Below are 18,073 nucleotides of genomic sequence, written 5' to 3' on the forward strand. Positions count from 1 at the left end.
GAAACAGGAGTAACTTATGTCAAAAAAACTTACTTTCCAGGAAATTATCTTGACCTTACAACAATTTTGGAATGAGCAGGGCTGCTTGCTCATGCAGGCTTATGATACGGAAAAGGGTGCGGGTACTATGAGTCCCTACACTTTCTTACGTGCCATCGGGCCTGAGCCTTGGAATGCGGCTTATGTAGAGCCTTCACGTCGTCCTGCGGACGGTCGCTATGGGGAAAATCCAAACCGTCTCTACCAACACCACCAATTCCAAGTGGTGATGAAACCATCTCCATCTAATATCCAAGAACTCTACTTGGAGTCTTTGGAGCGTTTGGGCATCAATCCTTTGGAACATGATATTCGTTTTGTTGAGGACAACTGGGAAAACCCGTCAACAGGTTCAGCTGGTCTAGGCTGGGAAGTTTGGTTGGACGGTATGGAAATCACGCAGTTTACCTATTTCCAACAGGTTGGTGGTTTGGCAACAGGTCCTGTCACAGCCGAAGTAACCTATGGTTTGGAACGTCTGGCTTCCTATATCCAAGAGGTTGACTCCGTTTACGACATCGAATGGGCTGACGGTGTTAAATACGGTGAAATCTTTATCCAGCCAGAATATGAGCATTCAAAATATTCCTTTGAAGTATCCGACCAAGATATGCTCCTTGAAAACTTCAGTAAGTTTGAGAAAGAAGCAGAGCGGGCTTTGGAAGAGGGCTTGGTTCATCCAGCCTTTGACTATGTACTCAAATGCTCTCATACCTTTAACCTGTTGGATGCCCGTGGTGCCGTGTCTGTAACTGAGCGTGCAGGCTACATTGCCCGTATCCGTAATCTTGCCCGTGTCGTTGCCAAGACCTTTGTGGCAGAGCGGAAGAAACTCGGCTTCCCACTTTTAGACGAAGTAACACGAGCAGAATTGTTGAAGGAGGACGCAGAATAATGACAAAGAATTTACTTGTTGAACTTGGCTTGGAAGAAATCCCTGCCTACATCGTAACCCCAGCCATGCACCAGTTGCGTGACCGCATGGCGACTTTTTTGACAGACAATCGCTTGGCTTTTGACAGCATTGATGTCTTTTCGACGCCACGCCGTTTGGCTGTTCGTGTGCGTGGTTTGGCGGACCAGCAGACTGATCTTACAGAAGATTTCAAGGGTCCTGCTAAGAAGATTGCCTTGGACGCAGACGGAAACTTCACCAAGGCTGCAGAAGGCTTTGTCCGTGGTAAAGGCTTGACGACAGCGGACATCGAGTTTCGCGAGATCAAGGGTGAAGAGTATGTCTACGTGACCAAACATGAAGCAGGCCAGCCAGCTAAGACAGTTTTGGCGGGCATTCCAGAGGTCTTGAAGGCTATGACCTTCCCTGTCAGCATGAACTGGGCGTCCAACAAATTTGCCTACATCCGCCCTGTCCATACCTTGACCGTTCTCTTGAACGATGAGGCACTGGATATGGACTTCTTGGACATTTCATCAGCTCGCATCAGCCGTGGTCATCGTTTCCTTGGAAATGAAACAGAGATTGCAAGTGCAGATTCTTACGAGGCAGACTTGCGTGCACAGTTTGTCATTACAGATCCCGCAGAGCGTCAAAATATAATCGTCGAGCAAATCAAGGCTATCGAGGACAAACACAATGTGACAGTTGAGATTGATGAAGACCTGCTCAACGAAGTTCTCAACTTGGTCGAGTACCCAACTGCCTTCATGGGTTCCTTTGACACCAAATACTTGGAAGTGCCAGAGGAAGTTTTGGTTACTTCTATGAAAAATCACCAACGTTACTTCGTGGTGCGTGATAAATCTGGCAAGCTTTTGCCAAACTTCATCTCTGTACGAAACGGTAATGACCAACACCTTGACAATGTCATCAAAGGGAATGAAAAAGTCTTGGTAGCCCGTTTGGAAGATGGTGAGTTCTTCTGGCGTGAAGACCAAAAACTCAAGATTGCTGACTTGGTGGAACGCCTCAAAGTCGTGACCTTCCATGAAAAAATCGGCTCGCTTTACGAGCACATGGCACGCACAAAAGTCATCGCAGAAAAACTGGCTGACTTGGCTGGCTTGTCTGCGGATGAGAAAGCAGATGTGGCGCGTGCAGCCGACATCTACAAGTTTGACCTCTTGACAGGTATGGTCGGCGAGTTTGATGAATTGCAAGGGATCATGGGTGAGAAGTATGCCCTTCTTGCAGGGGAAAAACCTGCGGTGGCAGCTGCAATCCGTGAGCACTACTTGCCAAACTCAGCAGAAGGCGAATTGCCTGAAAGCAAGGTTGGTGCGGTCTTGGCGCTGGCTGATAAATTTGATACCCTCCTATCCTTCTTCTCAGTTGGCTTGATTCCTTCTGGCTCAAACGATCCTTACGCTCTTCGTCGTGCAACACAGGGTATCGTACGGATTTTGGAAGCGTTTGGTTGGGAAATTCCATTGGATCAGTTGATTGCGGAGCTCTATAGCTTGAACTTTGCTAGCTTGACTTATGACAACCAGCCAGCTGTGATGGACTTTATTCGTGCCCGTGTAGAGAAGATGATGGACAAGGCCATTCCGAAAGACATCCGTGAGGCTGTGCTTGCTAGCTCAACCTTTGTGGTCAGACTACAACTGGCAGCCAGCTCTGCTATTTTCCAAAAATCAAAAGAGGCTGACTATAAGGAAGCCGTGGAAAACTTGTCACGGGTCTTCAACTTGGCTGAAAAGGCTGAGGCAACAGCGATTGACGAGGTCCTCTTTGAAAATGAGCAGGAGAAAGCACTTGCTGCAGCAGTATCTAGCTTGGAGTTGACGGAAGACATGGCAGGCAACTTGGACAAGCTCTTTGCTCTCAGCCCAGTCATTGCAGCCTTCTTCGACAACACTATGGTCATGGTAGATGACGCAGCAGTCAAAGCCAACCGCTTGGCTCTCTTGAAAGCCTTGGCGGATAAGGCAAGTGCTGTGGCGGTCTTCAATCTCTTGAATAGCAAGTAGGAGGCGGACATGGAACAAGCAAAAATCGATCGCATCAATGAATTGGCCCGCAAGAAAAAGGCGGAAGGCTTGACAGAAGAGGAGTTGCAGGAACAGGCAGCTCTTCGTGAGGAGTACATCGAGGGCTACCGCCGTAGCGTGCGTGCCCACATCGAAGGTATCAAGGTCGTCGATGAAGATGGCAATGATGTGACACCTGAGAAACTCCGCCAAGTCCAACGTGAAAAAGGCTTGCACGGACGTAGTTTGGATGATCCAAATTCCTAAGAATAAATGATAATAAACAAGGAAAGACTAGGTTTTCTAGTCTTTTTTTTGTGCTTTTGAGAACATATATTTACTTGTTCATTCGATTCATAAATGATAAAATGTATATAGATAAATAGGCTCAGGAGGGCTTTGTCATGAAAAAACTACTCTATTTTCTCTTGTTTCTTACTGCCTTTTATGTACTTTTCTGGAATTGTTGAGGCAACAGGAGTTGGTCTGGGCCTAAGCTATTCCCTACATCAAGAAGTCAAAAAGTATCCTGAAAAACAATTGTCAGAGTATTTACCGTGGGGATCTAAGAGGGACAAGATTATGGTAGTAACCATTCTACTTTTCTCCATTTTGGTCAGTTTCATTCCAGATGTGAATTGGCATAGAGGCCTGGCAATCTTCTTAGGTATCAGCTATGTACTCCTTTGGCAAGCTATGCTTATCCAATTCTTACGAAAATATTATTTTAAAAACGCATGAGAGTTTCATGCGTTTTCTTTATATAGTTTGTCCGGCCTTTAATTTTTTCATGAAGATGATGGAACTTGGAATCAGGACGATGATGCTTCCGATCCAGGCGGCGGGGTTAGCGGCGGCGGTTCCATAAAAACCGAAATACTGCATACCGATGATGGCGACTGCTGCTCGGAAAATCAATTCTCCAAAGCCTGCTAGTGTTGGGATAAAGCCCTTGCCAAGTCCCTGAATAAAGCTACGAAGAATAAAGAGGGAAGCAACAATCCAGTAACAAGAGCCGTTAATGATGTAGTAAACAAGAGCCAAGTCCAGCACTGTTTGGCTGGCATTTGGCAGAAAGAGACCAGAGAAGAAGCGATTGCCCAAGATGAGAATGACCGCAAATACAATGGCCCAAGCAATGCTGAGGAGTAATGAGTGGCGCACTCCTTCTCGAATACGGTCATAGAGCTTGGCGCCGTAGTTCTGAGCAGTAAAGGTTGCGATAGCCAAGCCCAGATTGACCATGGGCAGCATAGCCAACTGGTCAGTACGAAGGGCAATGGCCTGGGCGGCGATGGCGTCTGTCCCTAGTTGGTTAACCATAAACTGCAAGGTCATGGCTCCGATGGCGATAATACTGGCTTGAAATCCCATTGGAAAAGCAAGCTGGGCATGTTTCTTGAGATTACCTCTATCCAATTTAAAATCAGCTAGTCCGATATGATAGTGAGGTACCTTGTGGATAATGTAAAAAATAAGAAAGAGAACCGAACAGGCTTGAGCAAGGATAGTTGCAAAGCCGGCTCCGAAAACGCCCCAGTTCATAACTAAGATAAAGAAAAAATCCAGACCGATATTGATAAAACAAGCAATAACTAGAGCAAGTAGAGGTGTTTTAGAGTTTCCGAGACTGCGTAGGGCTGAAGACAGGAAATTATAAAAAATAGTAAAGGTCAATCCTCCAAACATGGCCGTTAGAAAGGCATGGGAGTGGTTGATGATACTCACAGGCGTTTGCATTAAGACCAAGATAGGTTTCAAAAATGCTAAGGCTGAGACTGTTAGTAAAAGGCTGATGAGGGAAGCGTAGAAGAGTCCGTGGACAAAAGATTTTTTAAGCCCCTCTAAGTCGCCAGCTCCAAAGCGTTGGGCAGAAATAATGGTTAATCCATTGGTAACACCTTGGGCAAAACCGATGATTAAAAAAATCAGGCTGGCAGTTGAGCCGACACTGGCAAAGGCATCCTTTCCCAAAGTATGCCCCACAATCATGGAATCAGCAAAATTATAGGCCAGTTGAAAAAAAGATCCAATCAACAAGGGAATAGCGAATTGTAAGATGACTGCAATCGGCTTTCCTTTGGTTAAATCATTCATAACGTCTCCTTTTGACAGATGATAAGCCCACTAGAAAAATGATAGTCTAGTAGGCTTTCTAGGGATAAAATATTTCTCCTGAAAACGGAGTATAGGGCGTAAATTTGTTATTCATACTCTTCGAAAATCAAAATCAGACATTGTTGACTTGATTTGATAAGTGAAAGGCTCCAGTGGAGCCTTTCAGCCTGTTACCTTGAAACAAAATAGTAACAGGGTTCTATCTGCGTAAGTAGTAACGAACTACGTTCGCCCTATCTCCAACCTCCAAAGGTTCCCCAAACCTTTGGAGCTAGTCTATTTTTGATTTTCATTGAGTATTAATTTGTCAGTTCTTCAAAATGATCGACAGTGTTATGGTCTGTTACTGCTAAGATGAGTTCGTCAGATTTGAAGACATAGTCAGGAGTCAGTTGGATGTTTAATTCCTGATTTTTGCCACTTCGGTAACCGATAATATTGAGTTTATAGTGTTGGCGGAGTTTTAATTCGCCGAGTGTTTTGCCAATCCATTTTACTGGCGGGTGGAACTCAACAATGGAAACATTACCGTCAAGCTCAAAAAGGCTGGTTGTGTCGCGGTGGAGTAATTGTTTGGCTAGGGAAATACCTGTTTCGCGTTCAGGAGAAATAACCTTGTCAGCACCAACACGGAGAAGGACTTCTTTCGCAGTTGTTCCTTTGACTTTGGCAATGACCATAGGAACGCCTAGGACCTTGCTATGCATAACAGCAAGGACACTGGATTCCAAGTTTTCGCCAGTAGCTACAACAACAGCATCGCAGTTACCGATTCCTGCTGCACGTAGGAGCGAGCGATCGGTGATGTCTCCGACAATACCGCGCGTGAGAATAGGTTCTAGATGATTGATACGTTGTTCATGATTATCAATAGCAATAATATTGCAATCGTAATTGTGTAATGTTTTTGCAATGGTAGTACCAAAAACTCCCAGACCGAGAATTCCGATAGTATAGTTTGGCATGATTTCTCCTTTTAAACAAGCATAGATGATTTTGCGTATTGAAGACTTTCGGTTTTAGATAATTTTCGAACAGAAAGGCTTGCGAGAATAGAAAGTGGACCGATACGGCCGAAGAACATGAGCGCCATAATGACTGCTTGACCGGCCATGGTTAGACTTGGTGTCTGATTGGCAGTAACACCTACAGTGGCTAGTGCTGACATGACCTCGAACATTAAAAATAGAAGTGGTTGTCGGTCATCTGTTAAGGCAAGTGCGAAGAGTCCTATGATAAACATAAGCAGGAAGACGGAGAATGTCGCAAAAGCTTTGCGGATGCTGAGGTTATCAATGGTTCGTCCCATAAAGTTGGTATGAGGGAGACCGAGAATTTCACTACGAGCATAGAGCACTAAGGTTAGGAAGGCGGTTATTTTAATACCGCCGGCTGTTCCACCTGGGGCTCCGCCAAGCATCATCTGAAAGATATAGAGCAAGAGGGTGATTGGTTCAGCCTTCGTGTAGTCGATACTGGCAAAACCAGCGGTTCGCATGGTGACCGTCTGGAAAAAGCTGGCTAAAAATTTATGACCAAATGATAGTTGCCCGATAGTAGAAGGGTTATTCCATTCAGTGAGTAAGGTAGTCAGAGTTCCGAGGGTTAGTATAATGGCTGTTAGGCCTAGAACAATCTTTGTATGGAACCCTAGTTTTCGTAGGCTACGTTTTTGCCCGATTTGTGTCTGAAGGTCAAACCAAACCGAGAATCCAAGACCTCCCATAATAATGAGACTGGCTAATGTTATGTTGATTAGAGGATTATCCACATAGCGCATGATGCTAGTTGCGCCAAAATTATCAAAACCAGCATTACAAAAGGCTGATATAGCTACGAAAATCGAGGTAAATAAACCTCTCGCCCATCCAAATTCAGGTACAAAATGAAAGGATAGTAAGAGGGCTCCAAAGGCTTCGACCGCCAAGGTAAAACCAAAAGCTGATTTGAGGAAGTTACGAAAATATTTTGTGTCAGATCGGTTTAGAGCTTCTTGTAAGGTCGCCATATTGATGAAGTTCATTTTACGACCACCGCGTAGAGCGAAGAGACCGATAAATCCTATCAAGCTCAAACCACCAATTTGGATTAGCATCATACAGATAATCTGTCCAAAAGTAGAATAGGTTTCAGCAACGGCTTTGGTAAATAGCCCTGTCACACAAACCATGGAGACAGATGTGAAGAGATGATCCCAATAACTTGCTGTAGAGGTGCTAATTTGTGAGATGGGAAGACTTAGTAAAATTGATCCAGTCAGAATCACGAATAAGAAACTGATAATGATTCGCTGACTGGGAGAAAGTTTGATCCTAAATGGTGACATAATTCTACCTTTTCTCAAAAAAATAAAAGATGAAGATATTGTAGCACAAAAGAAAGAAAATGTACGACTAAAACACGCAAAGAACCTGATTTTTTCTCTTCTTGAAAGCTTCATTGTTTTTTATTACCATGGATTTTATAAGTGGTGTTTACATGAGGTGGCTCAGGTGGCTCATTTTATTTGTTATACCAGGATTATGGGGAAATTATTATAGGTAATGAAAAAGTGGTGCGGACCATAAAAAGAATCTCCTTAGTTGACCTAGGGAGATTTATTTCCATTCTGCTAAGACTTGTTGATGATAGTGACGTAAAGGTCCGACCTTTTGGAGGAGGTAGGTAGCAGCCAGTCCGACTAGTAACCCTGATAAGATTCCTGTAAACGAGAGGATTGGCAGGTAGTTCAGTACATAGAAAGAACGGGCGATGGTAGCAAAAACAAGAAGCTGACCAAGATTGTGCAACATCCCGCCCAGAATAGAAATTCCAATAGGACTGACACGGTTTGGACCGAGCTGCTTGGCAGAGAGCATTCCTACATAACTCAAAGTAGTTCCGGCAAAGCCATAGAGGAATGTGGAAAAGGTGCCTCCCAGAAAAGTTGAAATGAGCAAGCGTAGAGCGACAACCTTTAGGCTATCCTTGGTAGGGAGGGTAAAAATAGCAATTAAGCTAATCAAATTTCCCAGTCCTAGCTTGGCACCTGGAGCAAAAGCAAATGGGGGGGTGATTAGGCGTTCAATCAAAGAAATGACAACTGCCTGAGCTGCCAGCATCGTAATAAAGTTAAGTGTTTGACGTTTAGAATTCATGGGTGTAGAGAAAAAACTCTTTCTAGTCGATTATCTATTTTACTATCATACTTGTTTTTGTTCTCTATGGCAAGTTTTGTTTGTTGTATATTACTAATTATTGAAATTCGCTTGTCAACTATCTTGGAATACGGTATAATGGAAACATGTAATTTGTTTTGATTTTCACAAGGAGGAAACATTGTGACGAAAAATATTGTGATTGTCGGTGCTGGTTATGCGGGGATTGCAGCAGCTCGATTGCTAGGAAAAACTTTTAAAAAGGATCAAGATGTAACAGTTACCTTGATTGATAAGAACTCTTTCCATACCTATATGACAGAGTTGCATGAAGTTGCGGCTGGGCGTGTAGAAGCCAATGCAATCAAGTATGACCTTCAACGTATCTTCAAAAAATATCCAAAGGTTCAATTGGTAACAGACAAGGTTGTTGAGATTGACTACGATAAGAAACAAGTAGTTGCGGAACACCAAACTCTGGATTTTGATTACCTGCTCCTTGCAATGGGTGGTGAGGCTAATGACTTTGGTGTGAAAGGTGTTAAAGAACACGGTTTTACACTTTGGTCTATCGAAGCAGCAGAACGTTTGCATGACCACATGATTGATGCTTGCTATCGTGCCATGCGTGAGCATGATGAAGCCAAACGTCGCGCTCTTTTAACCTTTACCGTTATCGGTGCTGGCTTCACAGGTATTGAGATGATCGGTGAGTTGATTGACTGGGTACCAATTTTGGCACGTGAGTTCAAGTTGGATCCAAAAGAATTCTCACTTAAGGTTGTTGAGGCAACGCCAAATATCTTGGCTATGGTTACTGAAAAAGAGCAAGTCAAGGCTCGCAAATACCTTGAGAAAAAAGGTGTTGAATTGGTTCTTGGCGATGGTGTAGCAAGTGTACAAAAAGATAGCTTGACACTTTCATCAGGTCGTCAAATTCCTACCTATACCTCTATTTGGACAGCTGGTGTTCAAGCCAATACGGATGCAAGTGAATTTGGTATTGAGAAAGCGCGTGCAGGTCGTTTAGTAGCCAGTGAATTCATGGAAGCTAAGGGCAAAGAAAATGTCTATGTAGCTGGTGATTTGGTTTACTTTGAAGAATCAGAAGGAAAACCAACTCCACAGATTGTACAAGCAGCTGAACAGACAGGCCATACTGCGGCAAGTAATATTATTGCAGCAATCAAGGGTGGCGAAAAACATAGCTACAAAGGTAAATATGATGGGTTTATGGTATCTATTGGAGCACGCTACGGTGTAGCCTTCTTGATGGACAAATACCACATGTCAGGCTTTATGGCAATGGCTGTCAAACACATGGTAAACCTACTCTACTTCTTTACCATCCGTAGTTTCTTCTACATGGGTTCTTATGTTCGTCATGAATTCTTTGACATTCAGAATAAGCGAAACATTTTTGGCGGTCATACTTCAGGCAAAGGAAATCTTCTCTGGTCTGTGCCAATGCGTGTCCTTTATGGTTCAGTATGGCTCTACGAAGGTATCAAGAAAGCCTTTGGTCTATTCGGAACAACATCATGGTTTGGGGATCAAGTTGTCTTCCCATTCCCTTGGTTAGCTGACCCAGTATCTGGTGCATCTGCTGCTGAGGCGGTTTCAAGTGCCTCACAAGCGGCAACTGCTGCGGCAGAAGCAGCTGAACCAATTTTTGGTTTGAGCTATGCCTATGGTGAAGCACCGATGGCTGTTCTGGATAATATGCCTGATTGGTTTGCTTCTATCATGGAATTTATGATGCCAAACCAAGAAGTAGCACTCTTTATGCAAAAATTTATGACAGTAGCAGAAATCGGTATTGGTCTGGCTTTGATTGCTGGTGCCTTTGTATGGATTGTATCTGCTGCAACGGTTGCTTTGGTAGTTATGTTCAGCCTGTCAGGCATGTTCTACTGGGTAAATATTTGGTTCATCCCAGCAGCTATTTCTCTTATGAATGGTGCGGGTAGAGCCTTCGGTCTAGACTATTGGATTATGCCATGGTTGGGTCGTTTCCTAGACAAGAAGATTTATGGAAAGCCCAAGCATATTTACCGTATCAAGGATAAAAAATAAAGGAAATATAGAAAGTTAGTGGTACATCAAATTTGGAATACCTATCCTGAGATTGAGAGGGGACTTGAAGAGGTAAAATCCATCATCTTATCTGAGATGATGGTCCTGCATCCAGCAGTTACAGCGCAGATTGTTGAATATGTAGAGGCACCAGGGAAATACCTGCGTGCTGGCCTCTGTCTGCTCTTTGCACAAATGACGGAAGGAAAGATTAGCCGTTCAAAGCTATATTTTGCTGCCCATTTAGAAGTTCTGCACCTGGCGACTCTTATTCATGACGATGTGATTGATGGCGCGGATAAACGGCGGGGAGTCACGGCGGCTCATCAACAATTTTCGAATCGAATCGCTATCTACACGGGTGATTATCTTCTGGCCTATTCAAGTCGACTATTTGGAAAAGGGCTTCGTTTGCTAGAAGTTTCACGTGATGATTTGGATTTGGGCAATGATAAGCTGATGGAAACAATTCTTCGAGGAGAATTATCTCAGCTACTCAATCAATTTGATGCCAATATGACTATGAAAGCCTATCTCAAGCAAATTCAAGGAAAAACAGCTTTTCTATTTGGACTTGCCTGTCAGTTGGGGAGTTTTGTACCAGGCCAATCTAGGAAAGACAGTAGCATGGCTTTTCGGTCTGGGCAAGCACTTGGCATGGCCTTTCAGCTACGAGATGACTTAATTGACTATCAGCTGGATGTGGCAGAATCAGGAAAACCTAGATTACAAGATATTCAAAACGGTATCTATACTGCACCGCTACTATTTGCTATGCGAGAAGACAAGTCTATCCAGCAACAATTGCAGGCTTATATTCAATCCCCTACGGCAGAAGGGCTGGAAATCCTTACAGATAGGATTTTTTCAACGCATGCTATTGCCAAAACAGAGAAACTGATTGTTAGCTATTTGGAAAAAATGATGAATTTTGTAGATAGAATACCACAGTTATCGACTGCGTCTATGCAAAATTTGGTGGCAATAGTTTTTAGTCATTATTTTTAAAAAAATACTAGACAATTTAGTTTATTAGGTATATCATTATAAATATAAAACTATTTACTTTACAAAAGGAGTATTGTTATGAAAACAACTAAAGTTGTGTTGAAAAGTTTGGTAGTTCTTGGTGCTGTATTTGCACTTGCTGCTTGTGGTTCTAAACAAGAATCTACTTCAACTTCATCTTCAACTACAGAAACAGTAGTATTGAAAGATGGTACTTACAAAGCTGAGTCAGGCAAAGACGATTATGGCTACAAAATTGTTCACACATTGACTGTTAAAGACGGAAAAATCAGTGAGTCAAAATTTGACTATGAAGCTGAAGATGGAAGCCTTAAATCAGCAAATGAAGAGTACAACAAAAACATGAAAGATAAAGCTGGAGTTTCTGCTGGTGAAGCAATCGAACAACTCAATGCAGCTTTGGTTGAGAAACAAGATCTCTCAGCTGTTGAAGTTGTATCAGGTGCAACTCATACTTCTGAAGACTTCAAGAAGAGTACAGAAGCCCTTCTTGCAGCAGCTGCTGAAGGAAAAACAGAAACTGTAAAACTTGACTAATTAAGTCTATACAGAAAAGACACAGTCGCACTTGTTTGGCTACTGTGTCTTCTTATTTTTTGGGGAAGGTAAAATCAGTGAAAAAAATTGCAAGTCTATTGTTCGTGGGCCTACTGATGGTTTTGCTTGTTGCTTGTGGTGGTAATCAAAATGAAAGTCTATCTGTTGTGAAAACTCCGTTGACTCGTAGTGAAAGCTTACTTCACACAGTAGTGCAGTTGAGTATTTATCATGAGGATCAGGAAGAAGCGATGGATGAAGCTGTCTCCTATATCAAGGAGATGGAAAGTCTGTTGTCCACAAACTTGGAAGGGGCAGATGTCTACCGTATCAATCAGGCAGCAGGAAAAGAAGCTGTTAAGGTTGATGAACGTACCTTTGAAGTGATTGAAACAGCTATTGAGATGAGTGAGGAAAGTCAGGGCTTATTTGACATTTCCATTGGAGCTGTGAGCAATCTGTGGAAAATTGGAGATGAGGATGCACGTAAGCCGAGTGATGAAGAAATCAAAGCTGCTCTGCCATTTATCAATTATAAAGACATTACTTTAGATAAGGAGAAGAAGACTGTCTTTATCAAAGAAGGAATGACCTTAGAATTAGGAGCCATTTCCAAAGGTTACATTGCAGATAAGGTTAGAGAATTGTTTGCCAGCAAAGGGATTACGACAGCTATCATTAATCTAGGCGGGAATGTAGTGGTTATGGGGGATTCGCCAACGACACAAAATGGTTGGAATGTTGGAGTTCAAGACCCAGACCAAGTGCGTGGATCAACGGTCGGTTCTGTGCCAGGGACACATGATTCGGTTGTTACCTCAGGGATTTATGAGCGCTACTTAGAGGTGGATGGTGTCAAATACCACCACATCCTTGATCCCAAAACGGGATATCCTGTGGAAAACGATATTTCAGGTGTGACAGTCTTTTCCAAAACATCTATCCAAGGAGATGCCTTATCCACAACTCTCTTCTTACTAGGTGTGGAAAAAGGTCTTGACTTTATCAATCAGATTGACGGTGTAGAAGCTGTTTTCATCGATAAGGAGCAGGGCGTTCATCTGAGTGATGGCTTGAAAGAAAGCTTTGAATTAACGAATGAGGAGTATCATCTTGTCAATGAATAAATCAACTAAAGGGCTCAGTCTGCCGGTATTTCTAGAATTTGTTGAAATAAAGACCAAGGTAGCCAGTGTTTTTCCGATGATACTGGGGATTTTATGGAGTCTGTATCGCTATCAAGCATTCAATTGGCTCAACACACTTTTGTTCGTTCTCGCCGTACTCAGCTTTGACATGTGTACAACTGCCATCAACAATAGTATGGATTACCACAAAGCCAAGGATGAAACCTATCGTCAAGAAAGCAATGTGATCGGAAAATTCTCTCTAGATTTTCGGCAGATGATTGGAATCGTCTTTGCCTTACTCATTTTTTCAGTGATTGTTTCATTAGTGCTTGTTTGGCGGACCAGCTGGCTCCTCCTACCGATGGGAGCTCTCTGTTTCCTCATTGGTATCTTCTATACCTTTGGACCTATTCCGCTTTCGAGAATGCCACTGGGTGAAGTTTTCTCTGGAGTAACCATGGGATTTGGCATCTTCTTTCTTGCTGTATTTATTCAGCAACCAGATTTGCTACTGACCAGCCAAGTGAGCGGTCAGTGGATGACCCTGCAATTCTCTTGGATAAAAATAATAGAAATTATTTTCATGTCTATTCCTTTGGTAACCTTGATTGCCAATATCATGTTGGCCAACAATACCTGTGATTTAGAGGAAGATATTCGCAACCATCGTTATACTCTGGTTTACTATATTGGCAAGAAAAATGCTCTTAAATTGTATTTTGTCTTGGCAAGTTTACCATGGTTGTTGTGGATAATCTACTGTCTGACTGGATTCTTACCAATCTGGGCACTGATCGGTTTAATCGGAGTTTGGCCTGCTTATAAGAGTCTAGAAACATTTTTGAAAAAGCAAGTCAAACGGGAAACCTTTATCGAGGCAGTAAAGAGTTTTGTACTCTTTGCGCTGCTATATGTGGTGATACTTGCTTTAGCCCTTATTTTCTAAAAAGGAAAGACACAGTCGTTCATCAGGCTGTGTCTTCTTTGTTATATTGTCATTTAGTTTTTCTTTTATTACTTCGACGAGCGGGGAGCGGGAAAGAACTCGACTGGTCAAAAAAAGAGTTCGTCAACAATTTTTCATTTTAAGTTGTTGAGCTGAAACAGTCTATTCCCAGACTGTTTCACTTCCACCCCCGCATAGTTCCAACTGTCTGGGGGACAGTTGGAAGTTGGAAATAGAGCGAACAAAGTTCGCTACAAAACTGTCTGGGAGACAGTTTGAGGTTGGAGATGAAGCGAATTCTGTTCGCTTCAGTCGTATAGGTCAGATTTGGAGTGTAAAACACGAACTGCTGAGATTTGCTTTGCAAATCTTATCTCCTACCTTTAACAGTCTCCCAGACTGTTAAAGCCAATCAACCACTGCGCTGAGATGTTGACACGAACCCTGAGAAGCGAGGTTGGGCTTTTTGCCCAGCCTCAATTTCCAATTTCAAACACTCCACTGGAGTATTTGAACTCGCCTTGCCTGATTGAAACAGTCTGGGGGACTGTTTCAAGTCAATGCCTAGAAATAAGAAAGCATTGAGTTATGCCTGCGGCTTTTGATGCGAACTTTGTTCGCTTTATCTCCAACCTCCAAAGATTTCCCAAACCTTTGGAGCTAGTACTAAAAGTAAACTAAAAGACTATAGTGGCAATATAAGTTCTTCTTCGTCAGTATCCTCTCCCCCGACGGATTTGATTTCAATCAAGAGATTATGGGGCAGACAGACGGAGAGCTGACCCGGCTGGCTAATCCAGCTGGTCATAACGGCGATTTGGTCTGGGCTATTGTCTTCCTTGACACGAATGCGTTCGCCATCAACTTCAATGATGTTGTATTGCCCTTCATTGGGATAGTAGGTCTTTTCTTGATGGGGTGTGTCCTTTGATAATTCAAATTGGTCGACCACCTCACCATTGATGCGGACATAGGCAATTGTTTTTGCCTCATTGGTATCTGTAGTCAGATGTGTGTAGGTGAAAATTGCTGGAAGAAAGGATAAAACTAGGGTGAATCCGATTAAGATATAATCAAATAGTTTGAGTTGTTTGAGAATGGATTTGATAGTCATATGTAGTCTATTTTATAGAAAAAATCCTACTTTGTAAAATGTTGGATGCAGCCTACTTTTTCAATTGTCTAAAGAAGAGTAGGATGGCTAATATTCCCCAAAATCCAGCATGGAGTGGCTGAATTTTCCCAGCGAAAAATACAATGGAGAAAGTTAGGGCAAAACCTGCAAAGAGAAACCAGAGCAGTGGTTTATGATAAAGATAGATAGCTTTTTGGACAGCATTTGCTTCTGGGCTGCTAGTCTGCCAGTCACTATTCAAGATTGGAAGCATAGTGAACAGTAAGATAAAGATTGGTGGATTGTCCCCAGTCAGGTAGCTATGTATATACAGGCTGCAAATTGCTGTATAGGAGAGAACAATCAAAGTGAGTATAAGTTTCGATTTGTTAACGTTCATCTGTTTCCTCCTTTTTGAAATACAGTTGATAAAGAATTGCCAGAGCAAATCCAGCAGGAAGGATGAGGGCAAGTGGTTTGACATGCCCTAACCAAATGCCTATGCCGTAGGTCAGGGTTAAGGTAAACAGGGCAAAGACAGATTGAATGAGAAAGTAGTGTTTTTCTTCGGCTGTTTTATAGGATTTGATGATTTGAATGGTCGGTAGCATGAGCAAGAAGGAATCGCTAATCGGCTCATTGACCATGTAAGAGTAGATGAAGAAGGCAGAAAATAAAGCATAAAATAGAACAAAAAATCGACAGGTTTGTTTGGGTGTAAAAGGTTTATTCATGGGGTTAGCTCCTTATTTTTTCTTAGTAGTTTCTGCTTCCAGCTTATGCAGATAGGCAAAGGCAGACAGGGCTAGACTGGCAAAGAGTCCCATCATGCCACCGAATAGGAGGGATTTTGTATGCAAGATTGAGGCCATTAGGGGAAGATTGAGGTTAAAGAGGTCTGCTACTCCAGCAAAAACTGTCGAAAGCAGTGCAACTCCCAGTCCCCAAACGAGTGGATTGAGGGTCTGGCCTTGTCTTTCCTCAGGGCTTAGTTCGTCCACGTCATATTGAGGCAGGTCAGCATGGAGGGTGCGCATATTAACGATACCAATGAGGATAATACTGAAGAAGGCAATTATCATTGGATAATAGTTGGCAACCTCCACAGGATAGCGGATAGCTAGGAAGTAGGCGACAGCATTTCCAAGAGCAAGGAAGTAGAAGTGATAGACAAAAGCTAGTCCCCCAATCTCATCTGCCCTTGTCCGTCGGTACTCGTCTAAAGGACCACGGATACCATAGAAGTGTCGTATCATATTTTTGATCCACTTGGGTTCTTCTTTGGAAATAGCAGAGCGGATAGTTAGTTTTTCTGCCTTTTTCATGCGCTTGCGAAGCGTGATTTCAAGGGCAATGCCCGTGAAAATACCACCTAGACAGGCTGCTAGAAATTTTCGGAGGTCAAATAGGTGGTCGAAAGGATTGAGTCCCTCCATCCAGGCACCGAAAACAACCACCCAAATGTACATAACGGTTGTGAAGTAGAGGGCGAATTTGATACTTGCTCCCTTGAGTTGTTTCTGTTCCTTGCTAGTCAATTCTTCTACATCTAAACTATCCACTTGACTGTGGCGCATCTTGGATGTCATATACATACTGGCGAAAAGAGTGGATAGGAATAGAGCCGTTGGGTAGCCATAGGCAACGACTTCTGGGAAGCGTTTGGATAAGGCAAGTGCCAGTAGGGTGAGAGCCATGGTGGCCCAAAAGAGCAGGATAAAACAGGTATTGCCCAGTCGGAAGGCTTCTTGTTTGCGATATTCATCCAAGGGACCTGCGATACCGTAAAATCGTTTGATTAATTTATCTTGAAAGGTTTCCTTTTTCATACGATACTCCTATTTACTTACGACGAAAAATGAGAGGTAGGTAGGCTAGTCCTAAGAAGTAGATTGCTCCAGCAATCAGCAGTTGTATCCAGAATTTCGCTTGGCTGATGGTATGCCAGATGTCTGCTCTGCTATTGCCCCAAAGCTGAAAGAGGACAAAGAGCGGGATAAATATAAGAGTAGAGATAAGGGCTTGACGTGTATTCTTTTTCATGGTTTTTCTTCCTTTTATTTGTTTGCGAGAATTTTCTTTTGTAACTGCTTCTTACAATAGTAGTAATGGATGAAGGTGATAGCTCCTGCAACAATTAGCCGACCTAGTAGGAGGGTCGGGTCTGTTAGTTCTTCAAGAAATACAGACCATTCTTTATAGAAAGCAGGGGCAGTCGTGGAAGCCAGGAAGGCCCCGAAAAATATAGCACGACTACTTTTTACAAGAGATTTATTGAGCTTGGTCACATCAATCTCATCCTCATAGCTTTGACTAATGCCATTTTTCAAGGCAAGGTGGGAAGCTAAGGCTTGCGTGAAACCAATGATCAGTATATTGGTTAGGGGGAGCAGAAAGCCAACTTTTTCAGGTTGTCGTAAGGCGATAAGAAGTGCAATTGTATTTCCTATTACTAGGATAGGAAAAACAATCATGACAATGGTGTTACTGAAGCGATAGCTTTCTTGCTGCCGCATTTCATCCATGGGTCCGCTGATAGAATAAAAATCCTTGGTTGCTTGATTGAGAATTTTTGTAAATATATCTTTCATGATAAACTCCTTATTCATTCCAAAAGAGACTATTAAGATCGGTCTGTAAAGCCTTGGCTAGGTTGATACAGAGGTCTAGCGAGGGGTTGTACTTGTTGTTTTCAATCATGTTGATGGTCTGCCTGGATACGCCGATGGCCTTGGCCAGCTCCAGCTGGGAAATACCTAACAGTAGGCGATAATCTTTGACACGGTTCATGTGCCCTCCTTTCTGTGTCAATTATATCTGACACAATTGTCTAAAAATGAGGGGAGTGGGAAAGAACTCGACCATTTACAGAAGAGTTCGTCAACAATTTTTCGTTTTAAGTTGTTGAGCTGAAACAGTCTGGGGATAGACTGTTTCACTCCCACCCCCGCATAGCTCCAACAGTCAGAGTAGTGACTGTTGGAGGTTGGAAATGAAGCGAACTCTGTTCGCCTCA

General features: G+C 42.8%; 20 protein-coding genes. 9 read left to right on the top strand and 11 right to left on the bottom strand.

What is annotated here, in order from left to right; translation table 11 throughout:
- Window positions 1–16 precede the first annotated feature (16 nt).
- The 4 genes from glyQ (at window position 17) to K6969_RS02560 (ending at window position 3,711) form a co-directional block, all read left to right on the top strand.
- Complete coding sequence (gene glyQ / locus K6969_RS02545; protein WP_172101142.1) at window positions 17–934, top strand: glycine--tRNA ligase subunit alpha; 918 nt, start codon at window positions 17–19, stop codon at window positions 932–934.
- Window positions 934–2,970, top strand: a complete 2,037-nt coding sequence (gene glyS, locus K6969_RS02550; RefSeq protein WP_172101143.1) for a glycine--tRNA ligase subunit beta — start codon at window positions 934–936, stop codon at window positions 2,968–2,970. The genes glyQ and glyS overlap by 1 nt, the downstream gene beginning before the upstream one ends.
- A 9-nt stretch (window positions 2,971–2,979) precedes the next feature.
- Window positions 2,980–3,237, top strand: coding sequence for a DUF896 family protein (locus K6969_RS02555; protein WP_002939394.1), 258 nt, complete (start codon window positions 2,980–2,982; stop codon window positions 3,235–3,237).
- Window positions 3,238–3,417: 180 nt separating this feature from the next.
- The gene (locus tag K6969_RS02560) at window positions 3,418–3,711 is read left to right on the top strand and encodes a hypothetical protein (RefSeq protein WP_248030183.1); all 294 of its coding nucleotides are present in this window, start codon (window positions 3,418–3,420) and stop codon (window positions 3,709–3,711) included.
- An 18-nt stretch (window positions 3,712–3,729) separates the two neighbouring features.
- Here K6969_RS02560 and K6969_RS02565 read toward each other — a convergent pair whose 3' ends face one another.
- From K6969_RS02565 to K6969_RS02580, 4 genes are all read right to left on the bottom strand, one after another.
- Complete coding sequence (locus K6969_RS02565; protein WP_172101144.1) at window positions 3,730–5,067, bottom strand: MATE family efflux transporter; 1,338 nt, start codon at window positions 5,065–5,067, stop codon at window positions 3,730–3,732.
- Between the two features lie 320 nt (window positions 5,068–5,387).
- Window positions 5,388–6,053: a potassium channel family protein gene (locus K6969_RS02570; protein WP_002942648.1), complete on the bottom strand. Its 666-nt coding sequence runs from the start codon at window positions 6,051–6,053 to the stop codon at window positions 5,388–5,390.
- 11 nt (window positions 6,054–6,064) lie between these two features.
- Window positions 6,065–7,414, bottom strand: a complete 1,350-nt coding sequence (locus K6969_RS02575; RefSeq protein ID WP_125065542.1) for a TrkH family potassium uptake protein — start codon at window positions 7,412–7,414, stop codon at window positions 6,065–6,067.
- A gap of 271 nt (window positions 7,415–7,685) precedes the next feature.
- Window positions 7,686–8,225 (bottom strand): Gx transporter family protein, encoded by a 540-nt coding sequence (locus K6969_RS02580; RefSeq protein WP_029176109.1) that lies wholly within the window; start codon window positions 8,223–8,225, stop codon window positions 7,686–7,688.
- 183 nt (window positions 8,226–8,408) lie between these two features.
- Here K6969_RS02580 and K6969_RS02585 point away from each other — a divergent pair, with 183 nt between their 5' ends.
- The 5 genes from K6969_RS02585 to menA all read left to right on the top strand — a co-directional run bounded on the left by K6969_RS02585 (window position 8,409) and on the right by menA (window position 13,943).
- Window positions 8,409–10,301, top strand: a complete 1,893-nt coding sequence (locus tag K6969_RS02585) for an NAD(P)/FAD-dependent oxidoreductase (RefSeq protein ID WP_171942902.1) — start codon at window positions 8,409–8,411, stop codon at window positions 10,299–10,301.
- An 18-nt stretch (window positions 10,302–10,319) separates the two neighbouring features.
- Window positions 10,320–11,309, top strand: coding sequence for a polyprenyl synthetase family protein (locus tag K6969_RS02590; RefSeq protein ID WP_171942903.1), 990 nt, complete (start codon window positions 10,320–10,322; stop codon window positions 11,307–11,309).
- Window positions 11,310–11,387: 78 nt separating this feature from the next.
- Complete coding sequence (locus K6969_RS02595) at window positions 11,388–11,867, top strand: FMN-binding protein (RefSeq protein ID WP_015647284.1); 480 nt, start codon at window positions 11,388–11,390, stop codon at window positions 11,865–11,867.
- Between the two features lie 77 nt (window positions 11,868–11,944).
- Complete coding sequence (locus K6969_RS02600; RefSeq protein ID WP_171942904.1) at window positions 11,945–12,994, top strand: FAD:protein FMN transferase; 1,050 nt, start codon at window positions 11,945–11,947, stop codon at window positions 12,992–12,994.
- Entirely contained in the window at window positions 12,987–13,943 is a 957-nt protein-coding gene (gene menA, locus K6969_RS02605; RefSeq protein ID WP_171942905.1) for a 1,4-dihydroxy-2-naphthoate polyprenyltransferase, read from the top strand. The genes K6969_RS02600 and menA overlap by 8 nt, the downstream gene beginning before the upstream one ends.
- Before the next feature lie 685 nt (window positions 13,944–14,628).
- Here menA and K6969_RS02610 read toward each other — a convergent pair.
- The 7 genes from K6969_RS02610 to K6969_RS02640 are packed head-to-tail and all read right to left on the bottom strand — an operon-like array spanning window position 14,629 to window position 17,847.
- Window positions 14,629–15,057, bottom strand: coding sequence for a NusG domain II-containing protein (locus K6969_RS02610; protein ID WP_099778178.1), 429 nt, complete (start codon window positions 15,055–15,057; stop codon window positions 14,629–14,631).
- A gap of 52 nt (window positions 15,058–15,109) precedes the next feature.
- A complete protein-coding gene (locus tag K6969_RS02615; protein WP_171942906.1) occupies window positions 15,110–15,457 on the bottom strand; it encodes a hypothetical protein in 348 nt (115 codons plus the stop codon).
- Window positions 15,447–15,791 (bottom strand): MFS transporter, encoded by a 345-nt coding sequence (locus K6969_RS02620; protein WP_171942907.1) that lies wholly within the window; start codon window positions 15,789–15,791, stop codon window positions 15,447–15,449. The genes K6969_RS02615 and K6969_RS02620 overlap by 11 nt, the downstream gene beginning before the upstream one ends.
- A gap of 12 nt (window positions 15,792–15,803) precedes the next feature.
- Complete coding sequence (locus K6969_RS02625; protein ID WP_171942908.1) at window positions 15,804–16,886, bottom strand: DUF3278 domain-containing protein; 1,083 nt, start codon at window positions 16,884–16,886, stop codon at window positions 15,804–15,806.
- Window positions 16,887–16,899: 13 nt separating this feature from the next.
- The gene (locus K6969_RS02630) at window positions 16,900–17,100 is read right to left on the bottom strand and encodes a hypothetical protein (RefSeq protein ID WP_044775667.1); all 201 of its coding nucleotides are present in this window, start codon (window positions 17,098–17,100) and stop codon (window positions 16,900–16,902) included.
- A gap of 14 nt (window positions 17,101–17,114) precedes the next feature.
- The gene (locus K6969_RS02635; protein ID WP_032511035.1) at window positions 17,115–17,648 is read right to left on the bottom strand and encodes a DUF3278 domain-containing protein; all 534 of its coding nucleotides are present in this window, start codon (window positions 17,646–17,648) and stop codon (window positions 17,115–17,117) included.
- 10 nt (window positions 17,649–17,658) lie between these two features.
- The gene (locus tag K6969_RS02640; protein WP_029174435.1) at window positions 17,659–17,847 is read right to left on the bottom strand and encodes a helix-turn-helix transcriptional regulator; all 189 of its coding nucleotides are present in this window, start codon (window positions 17,845–17,847) and stop codon (window positions 17,659–17,661) included.
- Window positions 17,848–18,073 lie beyond the last annotated feature (226 nt).

Origin of the sequence: Streptococcus suis (genome assembly GCF_019856455.1) — a bacterium.
Classification (GTDB): Bacteria; Bacillota; Bacilli; order Lactobacillales; family Streptococcaceae; genus Streptococcus; species Streptococcus suis_AE.

Bases quoted from the DNA above. Each gene is read 5' to 3' on its own strand.
- K6969_RS02580 (WP_029176109.1), bottom strand. From the start codon at position 8,225: ATGAATTCTAAACGTCAAACACTTAACTTTATTACGATGCTGGCAGCT.
- glyQ (WP_172101142.1), top strand. From the start codon at position 17: ATGTCAAAAAAACTTACTTTCCAGGAAATTATCTTGACCTTACAACAA.
- glyS (WP_172101143.1), top strand. From the start codon at position 934: ATGACAAAGAATTTACTTGTTGAACTTGGCTTGGAAGAAATCCCTGCC.
- K6969_RS02635 (WP_032511035.1), bottom strand. From the start codon at position 17,648: ATGAAAGATATATTTACAAAAATTCTCAATCAAGCAACCAAGGATTTT.
- K6969_RS02615 (WP_171942906.1), bottom strand. From the start codon at position 15,457: ATGAACGTTAACAAATCGAAACTTATACTCACTTTGATTGTTCTCTCC.
- K6969_RS02620 (WP_171942907.1), bottom strand. From the start codon at position 15,791: ATGAATAAACCTTTTACACCCAAACAAACCTGTCGATTTTTTGTTCTA.
- K6969_RS02610 (WP_099778178.1), bottom strand. From the start codon at position 15,057: ATGACTATCAAATCCATTCTCAAACAACTCAAACTATTTGATTATATC.
- K6969_RS02640 (WP_029174435.1), bottom strand. From the start codon at position 17,847: ATGAACCGTGTCAAAGATTATCGCCTACTGTTAGGTATTTCCCAGCTG.
- K6969_RS02560 (WP_248030183.1), top strand. From the start codon at position 3,418: ATGTACTTTTCTGGAATTGTTGAGGCAACAGGAGTTGGTCTGGGCCTA.
- K6969_RS02625 (WP_171942908.1), bottom strand. From the start codon at position 16,886: ATGAAAAAGGAAACCTTTCAAGATAAATTAATCAAACGATTTTACGGT.
- K6969_RS02555 (WP_002939394.1), top strand. From the start codon at position 2,980: ATGGAACAAGCAAAAATCGATCGCATCAATGAATTGGCCCGCAAGAAA.
- K6969_RS02630 (WP_044775667.1), bottom strand. From the start codon at position 17,100: ATGAAAAAGAATACACGTCAAGCCCTTATCTCTACTCTTATATTTATC.
- K6969_RS02575 (WP_125065542.1), bottom strand. From the start codon at position 7,414: ATGTCACCATTTAGGATCAAACTTTCTCCCAGTCAGCGAATCATTATC.
- menA (WP_171942905.1), top strand. From the start codon at position 12,987: ATGAATAAATCAACTAAAGGGCTCAGTCTGCCGGTATTTCTAGAATTT.
- K6969_RS02565 (WP_172101144.1), bottom strand. From the start codon at position 5,067: ATGAATGATTTAACCAAAGGAAAGCCGATTGCAGTCATCTTACAATTC.
- K6969_RS02570 (WP_002942648.1), bottom strand. From the start codon at position 6,053: ATGCCAAACTATACTATCGGAATTCTCGGTCTGGGAGTTTTTGGTACT.
- K6969_RS02595 (WP_015647284.1), top strand. From the start codon at position 11,388: ATGAAAACAACTAAAGTTGTGTTGAAAAGTTTGGTAGTTCTTGGTGCT.